This is a genomic window from Antricoccus suffuscus (genome assembly GCF_003003235.1).
Taxonomy (GTDB): Bacteria; Actinomycetota; Actinomycetes; order Mycobacteriales; family Antricoccaceae; genus Antricoccus; species Antricoccus suffuscus.
The window spans coordinates 1-24,437 of record NZ_PVUE01000011.1 but is presented as its reverse complement, the minus strand read 5'-3'; the positions used below and the strand labels follow the sequence as shown (position 1 = coordinate 24,437).

General features: G+C 63.9%; 20 protein-coding genes. 14 read left to right on the top strand and 6 right to left on the bottom strand.

All coding sequences use genetic code 11. The features are described 5' to 3' along the window. Window positions 1-173 precede the first annotated feature (173 nt). The 8 genes from sepH (at window position 174) to CLV47_RS13200 (ending at window position 10,666) form a co-directional block, all read left to right on the top strand. Entirely contained in the window at window positions 174-1,193 is a 1,020-nt protein-coding gene (gene sepH / locus CLV47_RS13235) for a septation protein SepH (protein WP_106349531.1), read from the top strand. A 174-nt stretch (window positions 1,194-1,367) separates the two neighbouring features. After that, window positions 1,368-2,471, top strand: a complete 1,104-nt coding sequence (cbiM, locus tag CLV47_RS13230) for a cobalt transporter CbiM (RefSeq protein WP_106349530.1) — start codon at window positions 1,368-1,370, stop codon at window positions 2,469-2,471. Further along, window positions 2,468-3,406: a cobalt ECF transporter T component CbiQ gene (gene cbiQ / locus CLV47_RS13225; RefSeq protein ID WP_106349529.1), complete on the top strand. Its 939-nt coding sequence runs from the start codon at window positions 2,468-2,470 to the stop codon at window positions 3,404-3,406. The genes cbiM and cbiQ overlap by 4 nt, the downstream gene beginning before the upstream one ends. Next, a complete protein-coding gene (locus tag CLV47_RS13220) occupies window positions 3,399-4,202 on the top strand; it encodes an energy-coupling factor ABC transporter ATP-binding protein (protein ID WP_202862570.1) in 804 nt (267 codons plus the stop codon). The genes cbiQ and CLV47_RS13220 overlap by 8 nt, the downstream gene beginning before the upstream one ends. Window positions 4,203-4,381: 179 nt before the next feature. Then, entirely contained in the window at window positions 4,382-5,299 is a 918-nt protein-coding gene (locus CLV47_RS13215) for a DUF5715 family protein (RefSeq protein ID WP_146135384.1), read from the top strand. 6 nt (window positions 5,300-5,305) lie between these two features. Next, window positions 5,306-6,931 (top strand): asparagine synthetase B family protein, encoded by a 1,626-nt coding sequence (locus CLV47_RS13210; protein WP_106349526.1) that lies wholly within the window; start codon window positions 5,306-5,308, stop codon window positions 6,929-6,931. A gap of 46 nt (window positions 6,932-6,977) precedes the next feature. Next, window positions 6,978-8,825 carry an ABC transporter ATP-binding protein gene (locus tag CLV47_RS13205; RefSeq protein ID WP_106349525.1) on the top strand — a complete coding sequence of 616 codons (1,848 nt, stop codon included), beginning with the start codon at window positions 6,978-6,980 and terminating at the stop codon, window positions 8,823-8,825. Further along, window positions 8,822-10,666, top strand: coding sequence for an ABC transporter ATP-binding protein (locus CLV47_RS13200; protein WP_106349524.1), 1,845 nt, complete (start codon window positions 8,822-8,824; stop codon window positions 10,664-10,666). The genes CLV47_RS13205 and CLV47_RS13200 overlap by 4 nt, the downstream gene beginning before the upstream one ends. Window positions 10,667-10,695: 29 nt before the next feature. On the opposite strand, the gene CLV47_RS13195 is transcribed toward CLV47_RS13200, so the two are convergent. Beyond that, entirely contained in the window at window positions 10,696-11,520 is an 825-nt protein-coding gene (locus CLV47_RS13195; protein ID WP_202862569.1) for a TrmH family RNA methyltransferase, read from the bottom strand. Between the two features lie 162 nt (window positions 11,521-11,682). Here CLV47_RS13195 and CLV47_RS13190 point away from each other — a divergent pair, with 162 nt between their 5' ends. From CLV47_RS13190 to CLV47_RS13180, 3 genes are read left to right on the top strand one after another with little or no spacing between them, the layout of a single operon-like run. After that, complete coding sequence (locus tag CLV47_RS13190) at window positions 11,683-14,385, top strand: FtsX-like permease family protein (RefSeq protein WP_170111070.1); 2,703 nt, start codon at window positions 11,683-11,685, stop codon at window positions 14,383-14,385. Then, a complete protein-coding gene (locus CLV47_RS13185; RefSeq protein ID WP_170111069.1) occupies window positions 14,375-15,067 on the top strand; it encodes an ABC transporter ATP-binding protein in 693 nt (230 codons plus the stop codon). The genes CLV47_RS13190 and CLV47_RS13185 overlap by 11 nt, the downstream gene beginning before the upstream one ends. After that, on the top strand, window positions 15,054-15,764 hold the full coding sequence (locus CLV47_RS13180; RefSeq protein WP_170111068.1) for an ABC transporter ATP-binding protein: 711 nt from the start codon (window positions 15,054-15,056) through the stop codon (window positions 15,762-15,764). The genes CLV47_RS13185 and CLV47_RS13180 overlap by 14 nt, the downstream gene beginning before the upstream one ends. Here the strand turns inward: CLV47_RS13180 and CLV47_RS13175 are convergent, their stop codons facing one another. The 4 genes from CLV47_RS13175 to CLV47_RS13160 form a co-directional block, all read right to left on the bottom strand. Beyond that, a complete protein-coding gene (locus tag CLV47_RS13175) occupies window positions 15,765-16,631 on the bottom strand; it encodes a thioesterase family protein (RefSeq protein ID WP_106349520.1) in 867 nt (288 codons plus the stop codon). It lies immediately after the preceding gene. Next, on the bottom strand, window positions 16,549-18,105 hold the full coding sequence (locus CLV47_RS13170) for an MFS transporter (RefSeq protein WP_202862568.1): 1,557 nt from the start codon (window positions 18,103-18,105) through the stop codon (window positions 16,549-16,551). The genes CLV47_RS13175 and CLV47_RS13170 overlap by 83 nt, the downstream gene beginning before the upstream one ends. A gap of 64 nt (window positions 18,106-18,169) precedes the next feature. Next, complete coding sequence (locus CLV47_RS13165) at window positions 18,170-18,604, bottom strand: MarR family winged helix-turn-helix transcriptional regulator (protein ID WP_106349519.1); 435 nt, start codon at window positions 18,602-18,604, stop codon at window positions 18,170-18,172. A 98-nt stretch (window positions 18,605-18,702) separates the two neighbouring features. Then, window positions 18,703-20,193 (bottom strand): NCS2 family permease, encoded by a 1,491-nt coding sequence (locus CLV47_RS13160; protein WP_170111067.1) that lies wholly within the window; start codon window positions 20,191-20,193, stop codon window positions 18,703-18,705. Between the two features lie 177 nt (window positions 20,194-20,370). Between CLV47_RS13160 and CLV47_RS13155 the strand changes: the two genes are divergently transcribed. Further along, a complete protein-coding gene (locus CLV47_RS13155; protein ID WP_106349517.1) occupies window positions 20,371-20,637 on the top strand; it encodes a DUF2530 domain-containing protein in 267 nt (88 codons plus the stop codon). A gap of 17 nt (window positions 20,638-20,654) precedes the next feature. On the opposite strand, the gene CLV47_RS13150 is transcribed toward CLV47_RS13155, so the two are convergent. Then, the gene (locus CLV47_RS13150) at window positions 20,655-21,845 is read right to left on the bottom strand and encodes a DUF3027 domain-containing protein (protein ID WP_202862567.1); all 1,191 of its coding nucleotides are present in this window, start codon (window positions 21,843-21,845) and stop codon (window positions 20,655-20,657) included. 66 nt (window positions 21,846-21,911) lie between these two features. Between CLV47_RS13150 and CLV47_RS13145 the strand changes: the two genes are divergently transcribed. Continuing rightward, complete coding sequence (locus tag CLV47_RS13145) at window positions 21,912-23,792, top strand: MFS transporter (RefSeq protein ID WP_106349515.1); 1,881 nt, start codon at window positions 21,912-21,914, stop codon at window positions 23,790-23,792. Then, entirely contained in the window at window positions 23,789-24,310 is a 522-nt protein-coding gene (locus CLV47_RS13140) for a DUF2771 family protein (RefSeq protein WP_106349514.1), read from the top strand. Before CLV47_RS13145 ends, CLV47_RS13140 begins: the two co-directional genes overlap by 4 nt. Window positions 24,311-24,437: the final 127 nt, after the last annotated feature.

The window sequence follows — 24,437 nt, the reverse complement described above, 5'->3', positions numbered from 1 at the left end:
CCTCCCGGCGTAAGGTTGGCCGATGCCAGAGTGCGCGCGCCGGCAACGAATTACGACACAATTGCCGAGCGCGTACGGCGTACCGAGATAGCTACCGACAGCGCACCAGACCTGCACAACCGAGACCTGCAAAGCAATGTGCACCAAACCTCTTTTGGGGAGGCCAGAAAATAATGCGTCCACTTCGATTTGTCGCTCTATCTGAAGACGGCAAACACTTTGTGCTCGCTCCGGACGTCCCCGAGGCCATCGATAGCGGCGAACGCTTCGTCGTCGCGATCGACGACCGGTTGCGCGCCGCAGCACGCGGCGACCTGAGCCGCATGGGCCAGATCGAGCTTGAGCTCGAGTCGCAGCTGCGCCCCAAGGAGATCCAGGCCCGTATCCGCGCCGGCGAGACCCCCGACGCGGTCGCGGCGGCCGCCGGTATCCGGATCGAACGCGTCATGAGTTATGCCTACCCAGTCCTCGAAGAACGCAAGCAGATCGCGTTGCGCGCGCAGACCGCGCGGGTGCGTATCGATGACTCCAACACCGCCCAGCCAACGCTGATCGAGCTGATCAGCGACCGGCTGCTGATCGGCGGCAACGCCGACAAAGCGATCGACTGGGATGCGCGCCGGCTGCCAGACGGGCAGTGGGAAGTCAGCAGCACCTGGTCGGCGCCGGACAAGACCGTCACCGCGCATTGGCGCTTCGACACCACGACCCGCACCGTGTTCCCCGGCAATAAGGACACCATCGCGATGGTCGAGCCACCGCCGCGGCTGTCCGCCGTACCGACACCGGTCGACGATCCGTCCTTGGATGAGACGCCAACCGGCCCGATCCCGCTTGTTCGCGATGACACGCCAGCGCCTCCCGAGCCGATCCGCCGTCCGCGTAAGCGCGCTCAGCAGGCCATTCCACGTGAGGTGCCTCTTGAGCAGCTCTTCCTCACCGACGAGCTCGCCGATGCCAGCGATCCTGGCCAGTTGGGCAATGCCGGCCGTCGTCAGGAGCTGCGCGAGGATCCAGAGGACACCGGGCACGCCGAGTTCGACCTGCCGGACAAGGCCGATACGCACGAGCCCGACGAGTCCGATTCGGCCGACGCTTCGGATTCGGAAGACACGCATACCGGCGGCAAGGACAAGAAGCCCCGGATTCCGAGTTGGGACGACATCGTTTTCGGCGTCAAACGCCGCAAGTAGTCTGCCGCCGAGTTCCTACCGCCTAGTACGTCGCACTCCTTGACGCGGCGTGTTCGAGTAGTTCGACCCGCTTCGCGCCGAACGGTTACTTCACGCGTCCCCGACTAGCGTTATTGCACATTACTGGCAGTAGCCAGATTGGTGCGAGAGAACACAGGCGGAAGGGGTCACGGGATGCACATTCCCGACGGCTACCTTTCACCGGCGACATGCGCGGTCGGGTTCGCGATCACCGTGCCGATGGCCGCAATCGCATCGGCAAAGATAAAGAAGACCGTCAAGACACGGCAAGTTCCGACCCTCGCGATGTTGTCCGCCGTGTGCTTCCTGATCATGATGTTCAACGTGCCGATCCCAGACGGTACGACGGCGCACGCCGTTGGCGGCGCTCTGGTCGCGGTTTTGCTCGGTCCGTGGGCGGCACTGATTGCCGTCGCGGTGGCATTGGCGTTTCAGGCGCTGCTCTTCGGCGACGGCGGCGTACTGGCGTACGGCGTCAACGTGCTCAATATGGCGATCATCCTGCCGTTCGTCTCCTACGGAATCTATCGCCTCATCTCAAAGGGCAGCGCGCTGACGTCCACGCGTCGGGTCACCGCGGCCGCAATCGGTGGGTACGTCGGAATCAACGCGGCGGCCCTCGCCTGCGGTATTGAACTGGGAATCCAGCCGCTACTGTTCCACACCGCGAATGGCACGCCGCTGTATTCGCCCTACCATCTGTCGCAGTCCGTCCCGGCCATGATGCTCGCTCACCTGAGCGTCGCCGGCGTGGTCGAGGCCATCATCACCGGTGGCGTCATCGCCTACCTTCAGCGCGCAAATCTGCCCCTCTTGCGGACCAACAATCCGGACTCACCCGAAGACCGAACGGAGCGCACGCCTCGGAAACTCCGGCCCATCTACGTTGCCCTCGCGGCCGTCGTACTGATGGCGGCTCTGACGCCGCTTGGGCTGCTGGCGCCGGGAGGTGCGTTTGGTGAGGACGCCCCATCGAAGCTGAACCTCGGCGGGCTGGGATTGAAGGCGATCCCTTCCGGCCTGGCGAAGTACACCGGATTCTGGAAACACACCTTGCTCGACGGGTACGGCTTCTCCAGTGGCGCGCATCCGGTGATCGGGTACATCTTGTCTGCGGTCGTCGGCGTACTGGCGATCGGAGTGGCCGTGTTCGTGGTCGCAATCATTATCAGAGCCATCAGCCGCCGCCGTACGGCTGATCCGTCGTCGGACTCGACCTGCCAGGACAAAGCCGTACTCTCCGAGCACGTGCGATGAGCGCGCTCGCCGAACGGACGGCGCCCACTCCAGACTGGCTGCTCAATCGGGAGATCGCGCTCTGCCCGTGTGGCTGCATCGGCAAACGTCGCAAGGGCTCCTACGTCCAGAAAACCATTAACGGCGCCTCAGGCCTTCTGCGGCAAGTGATGTTCAGCGATGACACGTCTGCTCAGCGCGGCCTGCTACAGCGGCTCGATCCACGGATCAAGCTCGTCGCGCTCGTCGGACTGGTCGTGGCCGGTTCGTTCCTGCGCACGATTCCCGGGCTCCTGGCCCTGTATGCCGCGACGCTGCTTCTCGCCGCGACCAGCGCGCTGCCGCTTGGCTTCTTTATTAAGCGGGTATGGCTGTTCGTGCCGATCTTCACCGGGATCGTCTTGATACCTGCGACTTTGAGCATCGTCACCAGCGGCGACGTCGTACTGACCCTATGGCATTGGAACGGCCAGCCGGAGGGGTTCACCCAACAGGGGCTGATGTCGGCGGCCCTGGTCGTGTGCCGGGTCGCATCCTCAATCAGCCTCGTCGTACTGCTGACGCTCACCACCCCGTGGACCAAGCTTCTTGCCGCGTTGCGTGCTCTCGGCGTACCTCGGATGTTCGTGCTCATCATCGGGATGGCGTACCGCTACCTGTTCCTTTTGCTCGGTTCAGTGAGCGACATGTACGAGGCCAGAAAGGCCCGCACCGTCGGCATCGAGCGGCCAGACCGCGGCGCACGGCGATTCGTTGCGGCGACAGCGGGCAGCCTGCTCGGCAAGTCGATGGTGATCTCTGAGGAGGTACACCAGGCGATGGTCTCGCGCGGTTATCGCGGAGATGCGCGGACTCTTGACCGGCACCGCATCGGCGTGCCGGACCTCTCGTTCTTCGTGGCGGCAGCGTTATTCGCCTCCGCCTTGCTGGTCGGGGAGCACGTCCTTGGTGCCTGAACCGACGCACGACGACATCCTGGTGTGCACCGACCTGCGTTATTCGTACCTCGACAAGTTCCCTGCACTCGATGGCGTCAGTCTCACGATTCGGCGTGGTGAGAAGCTCGCACTGCTCGGCGCTAATGGGTGCGGGAAGTCGACGCTACTCAAGATCCTCGATGGTTTAGTGTTTCCAACGTCCGGGTCGTATACGGCATTTGGTGCACCGGTCACCGAAGACACGCTCGATGATGAGCAGATGAACACCGGCTTCCGGTCGAGGGTCGGGTTTGTCTTTCAGAACAGCGACGCGCAGGTCTTCTCGCCCACCGTCCGCGAAGAGCTGGCGTTTGGCCCATTACAGATGGGCCTCGAGCGCGATGAGGTCACCGCCAGGGTCGACGACATCCTCGCGCTGTTGGGAATCGGCGACCTGCACGACCGCGCGCCGTTCCAGCTGTCCGGCGGGCAGAAGAAGAAGGTCGCAATCGGCACCGTCCTGGTGATGAACCCCGAGGTGTTGCTGTTCGACGAACCAACGGCGGCGCTCGACCCGCGCACCTCCGAGTGGCTCACCGAGCTGATCGAGCAGCTCGCCGACTCGGGCAAGACCGTCGTACTGGCCACACACGACCTCGACAGTCTCGACCGACTTGCCGATCGGTGCGTCGTCTTCAGCGAGGAGCATCAGCTTGTGGCGGACGGTGCTCCCGAGAAAATCCTGCGGCAACGTGACCTACTGCTTCAGGTCAACCTCATCCACGCGCATAGCAAACTGCCAGTCGACCATCGCTACGACGCCGAGTCATGTTGATATTGTCAACGAATGGCAGCCAAGGTGAAGCCCGCCCAGACGGCAAGGGCGCTGAGTGTCGTCTCTCGTCATGCTCGGCCAACGCTCGGCTCTGCTACCGCGTCCACCGGGATGTGCGAATCCGCCGGTCCGCCAAGCTGCGATAGCACGTGACGGTGAGAAATGCTGATCCTCACGGGGTGACAGGGTGCAATTCTGATCCGCTGGCCGATCCCGGTATATCGCAATCTGAACCGCTGAGCGACCCCCGTAGGTTGCAGCGTTACCGTGATGAGATCGAGAGTCTCTGCACCAACCTCGTATCGGTTATCGATCCGGGCGACGCCGCCCGCGAAGTCCAGGCGGCCGTGAGCTCGAACATCCTGAAGGACGTGCTGGAGCGGTCGCCGCGCGGCCACCAGTTCGCCGCGGAGCAGTTGACCAGCAGTATCCACGAATTCTCGCCGACGGCCGCCAGTTCAGCGCAAGACATCCCATCACTGGTACGCGTTCATCTGCTTTCAGCGCTCGATGCCATGTGGTGGGGCCGCTCGGCCGCCTTCGTCACAAATGCCGATGTCGCGGGCAGCGACGAGTTGGTTGATCTGCGAGTGTTGCGTCGACGGCATAAAATCCACTTCCGGTTCCGAGTACAGGCCGAGGACCTCCCGCGACGGGTGGTCCGCGCCGCGATACGTCGCACCGCTCCGGGGTTTACGCCAACAACGATCGGCATGAAATTGCCGTACGGCAGACCCGAGATCGTGGCCCTACTGAACGATTGCGCTCTTGAGCTAGCCGCTCGGGCCGCGCCCCGGTCCCCCCGTTTATGGGTCAACAGCATTGCCCGCAGTACGGCGTACCAGGATGAGCTGCGGGCCTATGGCTATGTCGCGGCGACCTCCAGCGCCCATTGCGCCGGCTGGGCGGCAGATGTGGAAATGGAATGGATGCGTCGCCGCGGCATGGGCACGCTTCTCGAAGGAGTGCTCAGTCGTCGCGCGTCGGAGGGACAGATCAACTTGATCGATGAAGGTCAGGCCTGGCACGTTTGCGTGAACCCCAGCTTTGTCCCGCAGCTGCGTGCGATGTGGCGCGGCCAGAGTGGAATGGGATAACTGCCAGTGTGTGGAATTGCGCTCATTGTCGGCGAAACGCGAGATCACACCTCGGATCTCGCGGTGTTCGGCCAGATGATGGAAACGATCGCTGCCCGAGGCACCGTCAGCGAATCCGTCAGCCGGCCCGGACTACTCGCCGGCACCCGGCGTCTACCGATCGTTGATCGTGAGCGTGCCGTGCAGCCGTGGATATTCGATGACGGTCGGTGGCTGCTCTGCTACAACGGGGAAATTTACAACTATCGCCCCTTGCTGGCCGAGCTCGGCGCGCTCGGCCGCACGTTCCGCTCGGAATCAGATACCGAGGTCATCGCCGAAGCATTCAGCGAATGGGGCGAGCACGCGGTCGACCGGTTACGCGGCGAATACGCATTCGCCGCTGTCGAACCCGCCAGCGGCCGAACGTATCTAGCGCGTGACGCGATAGGCGTCAAGCCGCTGTACTTCGCGCGCGCCAACGACCAGTGGCATGTCGCCTCGGAGATAAAGGCGCTTGCCGGGCTTGGGGCGACGGTCTTCGAGGTCGAGCCTGGTCACCACGGCTGGTTGACGCCTGACGGCAAATCCGACCTGACTCCGCACGTCGATCTGGCACGACTCGGACACAGCGCGCCGCCTATCGTCGACGTACACGAAGCGACCGCGGCGGTGCGCGCCGCGATCTCTGACGCGATCTCGGTTCGGATCGACTCCGACCTGACCATTGGTGTCATTCTTTCGGGCGGCCTGGACTCCTCGATTGTTCTCAAGCATGTGGTAGACCAGCATCCCGACTGCGTGGCATTCACCATTGGCACCGCGCAAAGCGAAGACCTGGCCTACGCGCGCCGACTCACCACGGAGTTGGGTGTCCGGCACGAAGTCATTGAGATCAAACCAAGGTCGATTCGGTACCCACAGATTCGCGAGGCCATCGAGGCTTCGGAGTTGACCGAGTACGGCGACATCATTAACGCTGCAGTCTCTATTCCGCTGTTTCGGCGAATTCACGAGTGCGGGATCAAGATCGCCATCGGGGGCGACGGATCCGATGAGCTGTTCGGCGGATATCCGATGTACGCCAACATCGACTCCGAACAACAGCACCGATTGTTTCTTCACAAGATCGCCAACCTGGGTCGCACCGAGCTGCAACGGGTCGACCGGACCAGCATGTCCAACGGCGTCGAGATGCGCGTGCCATTCCTCGATCCCGCTGTGGTGGAGCTGGCGATGCGCATCCCGGGCGCCTTCAAAGTCCGCGATGGGGTGGAAAAGTGGATCGTCCGCCAAGCGTTCCGCGACGATTTACCGGATTACGTCATCAGTCGGCCGAAGCACGGGCTTTCCTATTCGACTGGGCTGCACGATCGGGCGCGGCTGTTTAAGCCACTGTTTCCCCGTGTCTACCGTTCCTTCGGTTACGACCTGCATGCTCCCTTGCGTCGCGACTTCGACACTGTCCTATCCTCGGCAGGCTATGACCTCGACCGGGCAGCCACCCGAGAACACGCGCTGCGCGACTACTCGCCGGTCGAGCGCGCCAAGGATTTCGCCGGCGCCGTGCGGTGGAACGTCCAGCCACCGTTGGAGCGCCTGCTCAGCGGCGCGCGAAACACCCTGACCGGCAGCAGGCCAGACCGAGCCTAGAAATTCCCGTGATTATGTCGGGTTGAGTGGCTAGCCTGGGTAGGCGATGACAGCACCAGGCACGCCGACCAAGACACCGGCGCCACTAACTGACGACCAGAAGACCAAAGCAGACTTCGCGCAGACCGGACGCGGTTTGCGACCCCTGCTACGCCTGTGGCCGTGGGCGAAGCCCTACCTTCCGCAGCTTTCGATCATGTTCGTCGCGGCCCTCATCGCGACGCTGGCCGGCCTGGCCTTGCCGATCCTGACCCGGAGCGTCGTCGACGGGCCGATCGCGGACGGCGACAAGGTCGCGCTGTGGTGGATCGGGCTCATTGCCCTCGGCTTCGGCGTCGTCGAGTCCTTCCTCATCTTCATCCGCCGCTACATGCTCACTCGCGGCTCGCTCGGGGTCGAGGCCGACCTGCGCAACGACATCTACGACCACCTGCAACGGCTGCCGATCTCCTTCCACGATCGATGGCAGTCCGGACAACTGCTCTCGCGGGCCTGGGGCGACCTGGCGATGATCAGGCGCTTTATCGGATTCAGCCTCGTATTCATTCTTGTCAACGGATTGACGTTCTGCGTGGTCGTGGTCGTGCTGGTCGCGATGTACTGGCCGCTCGGCGTCGTCGTGCTGCTCTCAGCCGCTCCCCTCGTCTGGATGCTCTACGTATTCGAGAAGAAGTTCAGCGTCATCTCCCACCAGATCCAAGAACAGCGCGGAGACCTCGCCACCGAGGTTGAAGAAGCGGCCGGCGGCATCCGGATCCTCAAGAGCTTCGGGCGCTCCCGGATGGCGTTTCTGCGGTACGACGTCGGCGCTCGCGAGCTCAACCGGCTGCAACTTCGGCGGGTCAAAGTGCTCGCGACGATTTGGGCGTTGATCGAGATGCATCCGCAGATCGTGCTGGCGATCTTGCTGTTGTTTGGTGGAATCAGTGTCGTTGGTGGTTCGATGACCCTTGGCACGTTCGTCGCGTTTATCTCACTGTTCCTTCTGCTGCAGTGGCCGATCGCATCGCTCGGATTCCTGCTTGCCGATATCCAGGACGCCGCTACCGCGGCGGCCCGGCTCTTCGACGTACTAGACATCGACCCCGATATCGCTGATACAGAAGGAGTTTCTAACCAACCGGCGCCACAGAGTTCGGCGAGTGCGACGCTACGGTTCGACGACGTCAGCTTCAAATTCGCCGACTCGGACCAGTTCGTGCTGCGCGGGATCAATCTCGAGATCGCTCCGGGCGAGACGGTGGCGATCGTCGGGCCGACCGGTTCCGGCAAGACGACTCTCACCGCGCTGGTGCCGCGGCTGTACGACGTCACCGAAGGTTCCATCACGATCGACGGGACCGACATCCGCGACCTATCTCTCGAGCGCCTGCGCACCGAGGTTGCGGTTGCATTCGAGGACCCAACATTGTTCTCCGCGAGCGTGCGCGAAAACGTCGCGTTCGGACGTCCGGATGCCAGCGAGGAGGACATCGCCGAAGCCCTGGAGATCGCGCAGGCGACGTTCGTCTACGACCTGCCTTGGGGACTCGATACCCGCGTAGGTGAACAAGGCATGTCACTGTCCGGGGGCCAGCGGCAACGTGTCGCGCTGGCACGTGCGGTCGTCGGGCGGCCACGCGTACTGGTGCTGGATGATCCGCTCTCTGCGCTCGACGTACATACCGAGAAACTCGTTGAAGACGCTCTGCGCCGCGTCCTCACCGCGACAACCGGAATCGTCGTGGCGCATCGCCCCTCGACGGTGCTGCTGGCAGACCGGGTCGCCCTACTGCAAGACGGGCACATCACGGCGATCGGCACTCACTCGCAACTGATGCAGGACGTGCCGGCGTATCGCGCGATCCTGTCCAAGGACGCCGACGAGTCCAGCGACCTGGAGGAGGCGCGATGACGACGCCCGACTCATCCACCGCATCCGGCTTGAAGGACTGGCGCGGCGTCGCCACCGAGGACCAAGATGCTCTCAGCGACGATGTCACTCTCATGCTGCGCGGGCGGTCTCGCCGACTGCTGATCGACCTGATCGCGCCGCACAAAAAGAAGCTCTGGCTACTCATGGTCGCGGTCGTCATACAGAACTTCGCGATGATGGCGGGACCCATCCTCGTCTCGATCGGCATCGACAACGGGATTCCGTCGTGGGCCCGCGGCGAGCGGTCACCGATGATCACCGTGATCGTGGCAATGGCCGTCGCCTTCATCGTCGACGGCCTGCTGCGCTGGTATTTCCTGATGGGATTCGGCCGGATCGGTCAGCAGATCGTGCTGGAGATACGCCGCCGGTTATTCCGGCATTTCCAGCGGTTATCCCTGTCCTTCCACGAGAAGTACACCTCGGGCCGGGTCGTGTCTCGGCAGACCAACGACCTCGAGAGCCTCGACGAGCTCATCGACGCGGGCCTCGACGGGTTCGTCGGCGCGCTGTTGTCGGTGGTGAGCGTGTGCGTCATCCTGCTCTTTCTCGACCCAATGCTCGCGGTCGTCGTGCTGCTGTCGATCCCGGTCGTGCTTTACCTCCTGCACTGGTTCCGCAGGCGCTCGTCGGTCGCTTTCCGGCGTACCCGCGAGACCTCGGCGGCGTACATCGTGCACTTCGTCGAAACGTTTATCGGAATCCGCGCCGTACACGTATTTCGACGCGCGCCGCGCAACAGCGAGATCGCCGGGCAGCTCAATGACGAGAATCGTGAAGCCAACGCGTACGCGTACTGGCTGCTCGCTATATTCGTGCCAGGCATCAAGATCACCGGCAGCATCGCGATGACGGTCTGCCTCGTGTATGGCGGCCTGCGCGTGATGGACGGCGACATAAAGATCGGCGTCCTGGCTGCATTCTTGCTGTATCTAAGGCGATTCTTCGACCCGATGACCGACCTGGGAATGTTCTTCAACGCGTTCCAGTCCGGTATGGCGTCACTGGAGAAGATCTCCGGCATCCTAGAAGAAGAGCCGTCCGTCGCGGATCCCGACAACCCGGTCGCTCTCCCAAACGCGCGGGGCGAAGTGCAATTCGACGGAGTGGGATTCGCCTACAACGCAGACAATGCCGATGTGCTCCCTAAGATCGACCTACGGTTGCCGGCCGGTCAGACCGTTGCCCTCGTCGGAGCGACCGGCGCGGGCAAGACCACGATCGCCCGGCTGCTCTGCCGCTTCTACGATCCGCAGCACGGCGTGATCTCGATCGATGGGGTCGACCTACGCAACCTCTCCGATGACGATCTACGGCGCGCGATCGTCATGGTGACGCAGGAAAGTTTCCTGTTCTCCGGCTCGGTCGCCGACAACATCTCTATCGGCAAGCCCGAGGCGACCCGGGAGGAGATCGTGGCGGCCGCGCAAGCAGTCGGCGCTCATGGTTTCATCGCTCGACTCCCCGACGGATACGACACCGACGTACGCAAGCGGGGAGGCCGACTGTCCGCAGGCCAGCGCCAGCTCGTCGCGTTTGCGCGAGTGTTTCTAGCGGACCCGGCCGTGCTGATCCTCGATGAGGCGACCTCGTCGCTCGACGTACCAAGCGAGCGGCTCGTGCAGCGGGCGCTTGCGACAATTCTGGCCGACCGCACTGCGATCATCATCGCGCACCGCCTTTCGACGGTCGAAATCGCCGATCGAGTGCTCGTGCTCGACCGCGGGCAGATCATCGAGGACGGTCAGCCCGACGATCTGGTGAACGGGACCGGCAGGTTCGCTGCCCTGCACGATGCCTGGCGCGATTCCCTCGTCTAGTCGGTGGATGTCGCGACCGATGGCGAGAATTACGTGACCGATCGGCGGAAGTGGTTGAGCGCGATCGCGGCGGCGGTCGCGACATTGAGCGAGTCGACACCATCGGCCATCGGGATCCGGGCGTGCCGGCGTACGGCGGCTAATGCCGCGTCGGACAGTCCCGCGCCCTCCGCGCCGACCACAACCGCCACCCGGTCGACGTCCGTACCCACATGGCTCAAATCCACTGCGGGTGGGTACGGCGTCAGCGCAAACATCGCGAACCCCGAGGCCTCGATCTCATACAACGCCTGCGGCCATTGCGGAGCATCGACGTAAGGCACCTTTAACACGTGTCCCATCGAGACCCGGACGGCGCGGCGGTACAACGGATCGGAGCAGCGCGGCCCGATGACGACGCCGTCCACACCAAAGGCGGCCGCGTTGCGGAATAGTCCGCCAAGGTTCTCGTGGTCGTTGACTCCCTCCAGCACCAACAGCGACCGTGATGCCGCGACCAGTTCGGCGAACTGCGGCATCGGTGCGCGGTCTGCGATGGCGAGGACGCCGCGATTGAGGTGGAATCCAATCGCCGCGTCCATCGTGGACGGCTCGACGACGTACACCGGTACGTCGGCCGGCACCGTGATGCTGGCGATGGCGGCCTCGACCCGTTCAGCGACGCCCATGATGCTGCGCATCGGATAGGGCGACCGGGCCATCCGCTCAACGACCGACACACCCTCCGCGATCACCAGACCCTTGCCTCCAGGGCGATCCGGTCGACGATCCGATCGGACCAGGTCTCGGTAATCATCCAGCCGCGGGTCCGCCGGATCGTCGATGAACTCGACAGGCGCGTCTTTCATCGGCATGTACGACGCCCTTTCGAAGGGTTGCTTGTTTGTTGCGATCGGCCGACCCCCGCACCGAGGCGCTTGGTTCAGCCCGTCCGGCCTGGCACTATGGCGGTGTTCTGGAACGATATCGCCGTACCACCTACCACGATGCGGCAGCACAGCCAAGGAGACTACCTATTGAGTGAGGCGCGAGTGGACAGTCGCGCCTCTCATGGCGCGCCGCCTGCAAACCGCGGCGCGAGATCCGGCGGATCGCTGCTCTCCCTGCCACCGTGGACCCGCGCTCCACGACTTGCGCTTCGTACGCCGGCCGTCATCGTCGCGGTCATCATTGCGAGCGCGATCCTGGCGTGCGCCAGCGCGTCGGCGAGCCTGTTCGTGTCGTCGGCAACCTCCGAGGCGTTGCGCCTCAACATGGGTCAGTTCTGCCCTACCGCGTCGTACCCGGCGATCAAGTCGCAAGTCGACTACACCAAGCTCCCCACCGAGGATGACGGCACCATTGACTTCTCCAAGGCGTCCGGGATTATCGCGAAGCTCGCGCCGCAGGCGACCAAGGTCGCCGAACTCCGCGACGCTATGCGCGCTCACGGTCTTGCCGCACCGGAGCTATTCGCGCACAGCGGCAACATCATGCCCTCGGGCACGAACAAGATCGCGGTCAACCTGCTCTACGGAGATCATGCGCTTCAAAACGTCACGATCACAGAGAAGTCTGACCTACCGGGTTTCTATGTGCCGCAGACGGTCGCCAAATACATGGGCGTACACGCCGGCGACACGATCCAGCTCTCCAACGAGTCCATCACCGTGGCAGGCGTCTATCAGAATCTCTTCGGACAGCCCATCCGCCCATACTGGTGCATCGACAGGGCACTGTTTGACAACGCCGCGTCCGCAAGTACTCCGCCACCGGACATCCTGATCGCCACCTCCGAAGCGCTCTATTTCGACAAGGCCTCTCCTTCGTCGTTCGCGCGACTCACCAGCCCGGTCGATCGCGCCGACTCCTCGCTATCTGACGCGCATGACTGGCAGGACGCGGTTGACGCCGTACTGAGTACGACGGCCGCGGCGAAGAACCCCCTCAACGGTATTGCCGCCGACAGCAATCTTGAAGACTCGATTAAAGACGTCACTCTCGTGCGCGCCGGATTGGTCGGTCCGATCGTGCCGATCGCCATCGGCGGCAGCATGCTCGCACTGTTCCTGGTCGGCGCCGCCGGAAGCTACTGGGCGGATCGACGGTTCAACGAGGTCCGCATGCTCGCCTCCCGAGGCGTCGGTGCCGGCGGCCTCGCGCTGAAAGCGGGGCTTGAGCTCATCATTCCGGCCGCGGTCGGCACCATCCTTGGCTTAGGCGCGGCGTACTTCATCGTGCGCGCGCTCGGGCCGTCCAGCGTGTTCGACCGCAACGCCCTGCCCTACGCAGGGCTCACCGCTGCATTTGGATTCATTCTCGGCATACTGGTCATGGCCATGGTCGCGGGCATCCGGGGGCGTGGGCATGTCGAAAAGACCCTGGGGCGCAAGAGAACAATCTGGTCGATGCTGCCGTGGGAGCTTCTCCTGCTCGTGGCCGCGGGCGCCTGCTGGTGGGCTCTCGACTCGGGTGGAGCGGTGACGGTCGACCGCAAGATACCCGTGCTCAGCGTGCTCGTACTCGCTTTCCCGCTGCTGTTCTTGGTGGGCGCATCGGCGTTTGTCGTGCGACTACTCATCCTCGTCTTACCAGTCGCGCGCAAGCTCGGTGGTCGCGCCGGTACCGCGCTCTTCCTCGCCGTGAGCCGCATCAGCGCGTCCAAAGTGATTTCCGGCGTCGTACTGGCCGCACTCGCGATGCCGGTCGCCATGACGCTGTACGCCGCCGGGTTGACGGACAGCATCAAGCACACCCTCGATGCCAAGGGACACGTCTATGTCGGCGCCGAAACTGCGGTGCAGACCGTCGGCACGATCAAACCGGGCAGCAAGGCCGCGGGCCTCGGGACCGTTGTCGACCGCTACGAATACATCAAGGTCGACGGCGAAAACGCCGAACTGCTGACCATCGACCCCAAGACCTTCGCCGCCAACGCCTACTGGGACGACTCTTTCGCCGATGCGTCACTCCCGCAGCTGGTGGATAAGCTCACTGCTCCGGCGAAGAACGGCGTAATCCCAGCGATCGTGGTCCGAGCTCCCGGCGCTACGTCGATCACTCTCGGCGACGACAACACTAAGATCGCGATCACCGTGATCGACGCTCCGAAGGCCTTCCCTGGTATACATCAGAACGCGCCCCTGGTGATCGTCGCGCGCGGACAGCTCCCAGACATTCCACAGTCGGCCGGGCTCAAACAGGAGCTGTGGACTCCGGTAGACGTCAACGTGGCACAAAAGGCATTTGCCGCCCAAGAACTGCCGATCTACAACGCTTTCACGCCGGACAGCGTCCTCGACGTGGCCAATGTGCTGTCCATCTCCTGGACCTTCGACTACCTGCAAGCGCTGGCCGCGCTTAGCGGGGTCATCGCGATAGGCGGACTGTTGCTCTATGTCGAGACCCGCAGCCGCACCCGGATCGCGTCGTACGCCATGGCACGACGAATGGGACTGCGACGATCCACCCACTTCCAGTCACTGCTGATCGAGTTTGCCGTGCTCGTGGGCTTCGCCGCATTGTGTGGCGCGGCCCTCTCGTACGTCGCTGCACGGATCGTCAATCCGATGCTCGAGCTGAGCCCGTTGCGACCACCCGCTCCGATTTTCACCGCACCGACCGGTGCGCTACTGCTGACCGCGGGAGTCGCGATCATCATTGCGGTTGGTACGGCGCTTTATGCACAAAGTGCTGCCGACCGCGCGAAGCTGTCCGAGGTGTTGCGCCTTGGCGACTAACCCCGCTCCACTGGCCGCGCAGGTTGACGCGATCGGCAAGACCTACTTCGCCTACGACGAACAGGTGCAGGCGCTTCAGGATGTCAGCAAGGACTTCCCTGCTGCGGCGATCACGACGATCGTCGGCCCATCCGGGTCGGGCAAGTCGTCACTGCTTCGGATCCTCGCGTGTCTGGACCGCCCGACGACGGGTTCGGCGGTGGTCGCACAACACGACCTTGCGCATTTGAGCCCCCGCCGGCGTCGTGCGTTGCGACGTACGTCCGTCGCCTACATGTTCCAGGACCCGATCCACAATCTTCTTGAGTACCTGCCTGCCATCGAGCAGCTAGATTTGGCCGCGCGGCTTCGTGGCAGGGTCGTGCCACGCGAGCGACAGTTAGAGCTGCTGGAGACCCTAGGCATGGGGCATCGGCACGATCACCTGCCGGTCGAGCTATCCGGCGGCGAGCAGCAGCGCCTCGCTGTCGCGTGCGCAGTCGTCGGCGGTCCCGCGCTCGTGATCGCCGACGAACCCACCGCCGAGCTTGACTCGCGCTCCGCTGAACTCGTCCTCGACGCCTTCGCGAATCTGCGCTCGACCGGGGTGGCGTTCCTGCTCGCCTCACACGATCCGCAGGTGGTCGACCGGACAGATCATCTGCTGCGCCTGGAAAGGGGGCAGGTCAGTGAATCCTGGTAACGCGCAATCGCCGGTGCCGACGGGCGCGGTGTTCCGCGCCCGCGGACTGGTCAAGAGCTATCAACGCGGTGCGGACACCGTTACCGCCCTAGATCGTGTAGACCTGCAACTCGAGTACGGCGAGGTAGTCGCGCTCGTCGGACCAAGCGGGTCTGGCAAAAGTACCCTGCTCAACGTGTTGTGCGGATGGGAGCGTCCCGACGCCGGCACCCTCGACTGGGACGACGATCTAGGTGGCGCCCGCGCCGACCGGATGCGCTGGGACCAGCTCGCCGTCGTACCGCAGTCGCTCGCGCTACTCGCCGAGCTCCAGGGTGCCGAAAACGTCCTATTGCCGGCGCGCACCCGGAAGCAGATCGCGCAATGGACGCAGCCGGCCGGCGATCTGATGGAGCGGTTCGGCATTGATCAACTCGCCAAGCGGCTCCCCGACCAGATGTCGCTCGGGGAACAGCAGCGCTGTTCCGTCGCCCGGGCCCTGCTACTAAGCCCAAACCTGTTGCTCGCCGACGAACCCACCGCACATCAGGACTCCGGCTGGACCGAGGTGCTGTTCACAGCCATGCGCGACCTCGCCGCGCATCACGGTGCCTGCCTGATCGCCACGCACAACCCGGCCACGTGGCAGTACGCCGATCGCATCGTGTCCATGGCTGACGGGCGACTCACCGAGGGCGCGCCCGCCGACCACATCTAGCTAGTGACCGCTTTTCGTGTCGGCAAGCGGAGACCGCGTCTGTGGTCGTGGTGCTACCGCTTCTTGACGGGCCCGCGCGACGAGCACACCGCTCTCGTCCCACATGTCAACGTCCTCGCAGACGTACTTCCCCGTATACGGCGACCCGAACATGTCCATCAAGATCCATGAGCCGGTGGGCCGCGCAAACGTGCCCACATGAAGCTGCAACGTAGGGATCCAGCCCATCCGACCCTGGCGCAGCGACGGGGGTGGCCCCATGTCCGACAGGCCTGGCAGGCACAGCGTGTCGGCCGGCCGTCCGTCCCGGAAACGCGCCCACATAAGGATCCGCGGGTCCGGGGACCACTTCTTCTCGACCCAGTCCTCGAACCCCGGCACGGTGAGGAACTCGAGAACGCCGTCCAGCGGAGAATTTCTGCGGTCCGGCTGCATCGGACGGCACTCCTCGGGAGTGGGCACGTCGGGGAACGGCGTGTAATTCGTACCCTCGGGCGCTCCCGGTGCTCGTTCGGTGTTGGTCGACAAATCAGCGAGGGTCACCATCGACATCACCATCGGCTTGCCGCCTTGGGTCATCGTCGCTAGTGCCGACGTGACGGACTTCCCGGCGCTCAGCGTCGTCACCTCTACTTCGACCTCGCCGGCCTTGGGCGGCGCGAGGAACGTCGAGGACACCGCGACCGGATCGGGGTGCACGCCGGTGATCTCCCGGGCCGCGTTGATCGTCAGCGAGTGCAGATATCCGCCGTTGAAGAAGTCGCCCGGCAGACTCCAGCCGGAGTCAAGCTTGCACGCGACGCGGTTTGCTCCGCGACTCTCCAGGGCGATCGCCTGGTCGAAGCGATGGGCGGCAACATTTGTCATTCGTGAGGTCTTTCGTCAAAGGTGTGTTCGTCGGTGGCGCATCGGGTGTCGGCTGAGGTACGTCGTCGGGAGGCCGGTCGCCATCGCCGTCGTCTCGGTCGTCCCCACCGCTGACTTGGCCACCGGCTGCGTCGTCGACCGGCTCGGGGAACCCGTCGTCGACTGTGTCGGTTCGCACGTGCGGGAAGAACTGTTCGCCCCCGACGTTGACCAGAAGATGCGGTGAGGAATGCAGACTCGTCTCGACCTGCACGCCACCCTCGCGGCGTACGACCAGTAGCCCGATCAGCGCCGCAGCAATGAATGTAACGCCACCGCCCAGGGCGATGGCCCACTGGATCCCAACCAGCTTGGTGACAAACCCGATCAGCGGTGAACCGAACGCACCGCCACCCATCAGGAACATCATGTACATGGCCATGACTCGGCCGCGCATCTGCGGATCAACGGTGAGTTGGACGGAGGCGTTTGCCGAAATCATGAAGTACAGCGAAGCCATGCCGGTCGGGATGAGCGCGATCGCGAACCAGTTGTAGTTGCCGATAAACGCGATGCCGACCTCGAGCAGACCGAAGACACCGGCGTACGTGACGAGCTGTCGGAACCGCGGACGGTTTTGCCGCCCGGCACCGGTGAGCGAGCCGATCAACGTCCCGATCGCGAGCGCGGACGCCAGCAGTCCGTACTCGGTCGCTCCCTTGTGGAAGACCTCGGTCGTCACCAGCGGAATGATCACCTGAAGGTTGAGCCCGAACAACGACACCGCAGTCACGAGGCAGATCGTGAGCAGAATGTCCGGACGGGTGCGAACGTACCGGATCGAGTCCTTCAACTGACCGCGTTGCCGTGTCAGTCGCTTCGCTCGGAACAGTTTCTTCGGGTCGATCATCGTGAGCAGCACAATGATCCAGACGCTGCTTGCCGCGTTGAGAATGAACACCGGGCCGGTGCCGAGCCAGCCGATCAACACGCCAGCGATCGCCGGACCGATCAGGCGAGCAGCATTGAACGACGCCGAGTTGAGCCCGACCGCATTGACCAGATCTGCCGGTCCGACGAGCTCACTCGCAAAAGCCTGCCGCGACGGCGCCTCGATTGCCGTCGCGACTCCCACAACGGTCGCGAGTACTAAGACATGCCACACGGCGACAACGTCGGTGATCTCCAGCAGTCCTAGGATCAGCGCACTCAGCGCCACAACCGTCTGGGTAACCCGCAAAACGGTCCGCTTGTCATAACGGTCCGCGATGAGACCGCCGAACATCGCAAAAAGAAGTGACGGGGCAAACTGCAGGAACGTCACGAAGCCGAGCGCGACCGGGTCATTGTCCGTAAGCGTGAGGACAAGCCAGTCCTGCGCGATGCGCTGCATCCAGGTGCCGGTATTGGACGCGATCGAACCGGTCGCGTAAAGCCGATAGTTACGGACCCGCAGGGACCGGAACAAACTGGGACGCGCGCTTTTCTCCGTCACCGAGTGGCCGGCCCAGCCAAGATGACCCGAGCGGCCGGCAACGGCACGGCGGTCCCGCCTTTGGTCACTCGTCGATCAGCCTGACCAAAATCGAGCTCGCGCTCCGCAGCGTCTCCCGCTCCTCTTTCGTCAGGTTCGACAGCTTGCGCGCCAGCCATGCCTCACGCGCTTTTGCCTCGGCCCCAAGCATTGTCGTGCCGTGATCGGTCAACTTCACCAGCACCTGACGACCGTCGGACGGATGCGTCTTGCGTTCGACGAGACCCTCTTCGCACAATCGGGCGATGACTCTTGTCATCGACGGCGGCTGCACGCGCTCGCGGGCGGCAAGCTCACCGAGGGTCAGTTCACCGGCGGCCTGGATGCTCGCCAGCGCCGACAACTGAGTGAGTGTGATCTTCCGGCTGGTAACCGAACGCAGGCGCCGCGTCGTACGCGTGGTGGCAATGCGCAATTCATGCGCAAGCGCTGCTGACGAGGTGGAGGCGAGTCGGGTCACGGTAGTTAGGATAGCAAAACATCTGCCGCGCTATGACGCTGCGGCGAAATTACTTGTCGACAACAACCGACATCTACGCGGTCGTTGCGATCCCCGCGCTACGCGAGACCGAAAACCTGGCGGACCGGGTCGATCGCGAAGTAGATCACGAACAATACAGTAATAAGCCACATGAGCCAATGAATCTCGCGGCGCTTGCCGGTGACCACATGCAGCACGACCCATGAGACAAACCCGGCGCCGATCCCGTTGGTGATCGAGTACGTAAACGGCATCAGCGCGATGGTCAGGAACACCGGAATGACGACCGTGAAGTCGGTGAGCTGAAGTTCCTTGACCTGCATGATCATCAGGGCGCCAACGATGATCAACGCGGGTGCCGCCGCCTCACTGGGAACAATGTTGACGACCGGCGTGAAAAACATTGCCACGAGGAACAACAGTCCCGTTACGACGCTGGCAATGCCGGTGCGCGCACCGTCCGCGACGCCGGCCGTGGACTCGATGTACGTCGTGTTGGACGAAACGCTTGCCGCGCCGCCGACTGCAGCGGCGACCGAGTCGACCAGGAGGATCCGCTCAAGTCCCGGTACGTCGCCATTCTTGTCCAGTAGCTCGCCCTCGGAGCCGACCGCGACAACCGTGCCCATCGTGTCGAAGAAGTCCGCGAGCATGAGCGTGAAGATGATCATGATCGCGGCGATCGCACCGTGCGAGAACGCGCCGAACAAGGACACGTGACCAAGCACCGACAGGTCGGGAGTCGAGACTACCGAGGACGGCACCTTCGGCACATTGAGCTGCCAGCCCGGGCCGACAGCGACGCCCGCCTTGTCGAGCGGCGCCGCGCCAACCTTGGCGATTGCCTCCACGATTACCGCAATGATCGTGGTGGTGATGATCCCGATGAGGATGCCACCCTTGACCTTACGGGCGACCAGCACGGCGCTGAGGAGTACGCCGAAGACGAACACCAGAATTGCCCAGCCTTTAAGCTCACCGAACTGACCCATCAGCACGGGCGCCCCCGTCGAGTGCGCCTGGATGAATCCTGCGTCCTTCAGCCCGATGAATGTCAGGAACATCCCGATACCTACGCTGATCGCGACCTTGAGTTGGTGTGGGATCGCCCGGAAAACAGCCGTTCTGAACCCGGTCAGCACCAGCAAGGTGACGAGCAGACCCTCAAGTACGACGAGGCCCATGATCTCTGGCCATGCCAGCTGAAATTCGGCCAACGCGGCGACTTGTGCGTTGATGCCGAGTCCGGCCGCCAGCGCGATCGGGAACTTACCGACGACGCCCATCAGAATCGTCATGACACCGGCGACCAAGGCCGTCGTCGCCGCGATCGCCGCGAAGCTGAGCTTATTGCCCATCACGTCGGCGGTCTTGGTGAGGATGATCGGGTTGAGCACGATGATGTACGCCATCGTAAAGAACGTTGTCAGGCCGCCACGCACTTCACGACCAAACGTCGACCCGCGTTTGGTGACCTCGAAGTAGCGGTCCAACGCACTTGCGCGGCGCGGCGCCGACGGAGGTGCCGCCGTCGTCGAGCCGGTCGTTACGTCCTGAGATCTCGGCATGGCAGTGTCCTCGGATGTGCGGGGTGGCTGGCGGCGCGTCATTGCGTCACCTTGGCGGCCCTCGGCACCGCTTCGTACGACGTGCCTGTGTCGTACGACGTGCCCGTGAAGACCAGGTCAAAAAATACCCGACGGCGCCGTGACCGTGTCAACCGGAGGCGACGATATGCTCGCGGCGTGACTGACGACCATCCGCTCAAACCGGCCCCACCGCCGCGTCAGGTAGACACTGCGCGCATCGTCCGCCTGGGCGTTGCGTTGTTCGCGCTGGCCGTGGTGGTCCTGCTGCTGCTTCCGTGGTCGCGAGACGGCGCCGACAACCGGGTGTGGCTGTGGACTGCGGTCGCAGGAGTCGTCCTAGGTTTGGCGGGTCTGCTGGTGATGAGATGGCAGAAGGCCCCGGTCGCCGACCAAAGCAGGAAGCCGGCGCACTCCAAGAAGTGAGACCCGGCCGTGCGCGGCTACTTCTTCGTGCGGCTCAGGTGGGCTGGCTTCTTTGCCGGCGCATCGTCTTCGCGCGTGGCATCGTCGCTGCCGGCGACCGCGTCGTTTTGCGCATCACCCTCGCTGAGCGCGTCGCCGTCAGTTCGTGCGGCGTCAGTGGTGACCGCATTGCCGTCGGTACTCGCATCGCCCTCGCTGACTGCGTCCTCGGCGCCCTCAGCGCGGACTGCGGCAACGCCCCGGGACGCATCATCGTCAGCAACCTGCGCTTCGCCCTCCGCCTTCTTGCGATCGGCGCGTTGCTGCCGGTCGGCGAGCGCCGCGCTCAGGACACGCGCAATGCGGGTCCGCTGTTCGTCGGTGTAGTCGCGTCGCCCGGAGCCACGCGGCAGGCTGAAGAAGTCGATTTGAGTTGTGTCGTAGACGTGCTCATGTTCGATGAGCGCGTCGGGCTCGGCCTTGATCGTCGCCTCAGAGTGCGCGCCACAGCCAAAGTCCGCCGTCACGACCGCGCCGTCGGCCGGAGAGACTTCATTGCCGCAGGCTCCGAACAGTGCGCTGAGGCTGCCGGCCAGCGGGAGGTAAAAGCCACAAGTGCCGCAGTTCGCCGGGGCATGTTTCGCCATCGCCGAGGTCGGGCCGTAGTTTCCGGACTGCCACCGGGTAGCCGTGTCGAGCCGGCCGTCTCGGGACATCACGCGCTCCCGACCGAGGCCTAGTTCGTACGCGGTCTCCTCGACAGCCGGGTCATCGCTCTGCAGATAGGCCGGCGCCAGCCGGTCGTCGTCGGGGTCGGACCGTACGACGTCCCCTGGGTGCACGTCCTCGGCCCGCAGCCGTTCGCTCCACGGCACCCATGGCGCCGTGGTAATTGCGCCGTCACCGGGCAGCAGCACCGACTCGCAGATGGTGACGTGCTCACTGTCCTCGGCGCGCGTCAGGCTGATCGCCCAGTGCCAGCCGACGTACCCCTCGAGGTTTGCGGTGAAGTTGTGCGTGACGACCGCGCCAGACGCGGAGGGTTCGCCGACCGCTCCCAGATGGGCACCGACCTTAGTGTCGTCGGCGACATCCTCAAGCAACGCCGCACGTGCGACGTCAACCGCGCGCGCAAGCACCGCATCGGGACTTACCGGTGCGTGCGTCTCAGTCGGCGCCTTGGCTGCCTGTGGGCTGGTCGTCTCGGAACGGACCTCTGTTGCATTCACCTCTCTATCATCGCGCATCGCGTTGTCCGTCGCACGACGACGTCGTTTCTAAGGCAGGATGTAAGGGTGACTCTTCCTGGTTTTCCTCCTGCGAACGGCGCTGGACGCGGTTCGAGCGGCGGACACCGCGAGCAGCGGCACCCACCGAGGTCGGCGCCGCCTGGCCCGTCCTCGCCGCCCACCCATGGGCGCGGTCACGAACCCATCGCGCAGCCGAGCGACACGCGCGAAACGTCCGAGCCGAAGGTCTCACTGACCCGGGTCGCCGCGACGCGCACGAAGGAGCTCACCCGTAAGACGGTCCACCGGATCGACGCGGCAAGCCGCGCCGACGGCGCCGAAAAAAGTGGCCTGCGCACCTTGCTGTGGTCCAACGCGACCTCGATGGCCGGCGATGCTCTGATCGCGGTGTGGCTGGCAGCTTCGCTGTTCTTTGCCGCACCGGGCGAGCAGCAGCGCGGCAACGTCGCGCTCTACCTCCTCGTCACGGTCGCCCCGTTCGCGGTAATCGCCCCCGTCATCGGGCCGTTGCTCGATCGGATCGACCGCGGCCGTCGCTGGGCCCTGGCCGGCACGTTCGCCTTCCGCGCGCTGCTGTGTTACTTGCTCGTTGCCTACTCCGGCTCGATGGTGATGCTCTACGTGTGCGCGCTGTTGTGTCTGGTCTTCTCCCGGGCGTACGGCGTACTGCGCGGCGCCGTCGTACCCCGAGTGCTACCGGACAAGATGCCGCTGGTGACAGCCAACTCCCGGATGACCGTCTTCGGGATGGTTACCGCCGGTGTCATCGGCGGGATCGGCGCCGGGCTGATCAAACTGTTCAACTGGTTCGAGCCCGCGCAGCCTGCGACGCAGGCCGGTACGACGGCTGACGCAACGCTCGGCTTCAACGCCGAGCTCGTCTTCACTCTGCTCGTATTCCTCGTCGGCGCATGGATCTCGCTCAAACTGCCAAGCCATGTCGATACGGACGAGGGCGAAGGCAAGATCAACCTCACCAAGCGCCCCGGTGGCGTGGCGAAGGGCCGGTTCTTGCTCGGCACGGATATCACCACCGCGTTGCGCTCGCAGGCTTCACAAAAATTCCTCGGCGGGTTCCTCACCTTTTTCATGGTGTTCTACATCCAAAGCACACTCACCGGATTTGTTGCCCTCGCCGCGCTGGGTGCGCTCGGTGCGGCCGCGGGCGTGGGATCGATCCTGGGCACCGGCGTCGGCTCCCGCATTAAGGGCGCTTCCCCGGACAATATTGCCCTTATCAGCACCGGTATCGCGGTCGCGCTGTGCGTACTGGCCGCGATTACGCCGGGTATCGCATTGTCGATCGTCGTAGCGCTGCTGGCCGCGATCGCCTCAGCGCTAGGCAAGGTCGCGCTCGATGCCATCATCCAGCGCGAGGTGCCACCCAGCTTCGCGTCGTCTGCGTTCAGCCGGTCAGAGACCGTCTTGCAGTTGGCGTGGGTGTTCGGCGGCGCGGTCGGAATCATCCTGCCTGCGCACGCCGGAATGTTGTGGCTGGGCTGGACGGTGGCCGCCGCCGTACTCGTGATTACTTTTGCACTCACGCTCATCAGCCGTCACCGCGCGCACCAACTCGGGCCTCTGCAGGCCGGGATCTCCGATCGGCCGCCGATCCGGCTTCGAGTCTCGTGGCCCTTCAACAAGTCGGCCAGCAAGAAGTCCCAAGCCGATGTAACGACGGACGATTCCGCTTCCGGCGGTCCTGCTCCTGGTGGAGGGGTTGCTGGACCGCACCCCAGTAGCCCGCGCGCTCACCCTGCGGCCAATAACGGACAATCGGATGGTGCACGACCGAGCAGTTCCGGGCGGCCGAGCACCGCCGAATGGCAGTCCGCGCCAGCGCCGGCATCGCCGACGCGACCGTTACCGGACTTCCAGCGCCTGCCAACACCCAAGAATGATCCACGACGAGGACCACATCGTTGAGCAACTTCCCGCTTCTGCATTCCGCCCCACGCACGTCGCGCATCGGCGTACTGCTCACGATCGTCTTATCGCTGCTGCTGGTCGCCGGCTGCAGTTCAAGCGCAAAAGCAACGACCGCGCCGGATATCTCGGTCACCATCGACCATCAAACCTCGACGATTCCGCCGTCCGTCTACTGCATCGACAACAAAGCGCAGGTGTACGGCGCGAAGAACGAGGTCAAACCGATCCAGGTGCAGCCGAAGCAGTCGGTATCGATCAGTGTCCCCGCGGCGATTGCAGACAAGACGTGGTCGGTGCAAATCTGGTCGGTCACCACGGCGAGCGGTAAGCCGATTCCGGAGCGGATGATCGGCAACGTCGATGCGGGCAAGGCGCGCAAGTTCACGAAGATCAATACCTCAGACGCCGTACCGGATCGGGTCTACCTGATGATCACCATCCCCCAGGATCCCAAATGCAACGCCGAAGGCGCCGCAGGCCTCTGGCCGATCCTGCTCATCCGGCAGGCCGCCTAAACCCTTCGCCATCCGTCAGAAAAATCCACTCATCCGTCGGTGAATTCAAGGGGTGGTCGCAACACGTTCTTGGTTTTCTAGGTCCTGGTTGAGGAGTTTAGTGAATACCTCGCGGGGAGTGTAGAAG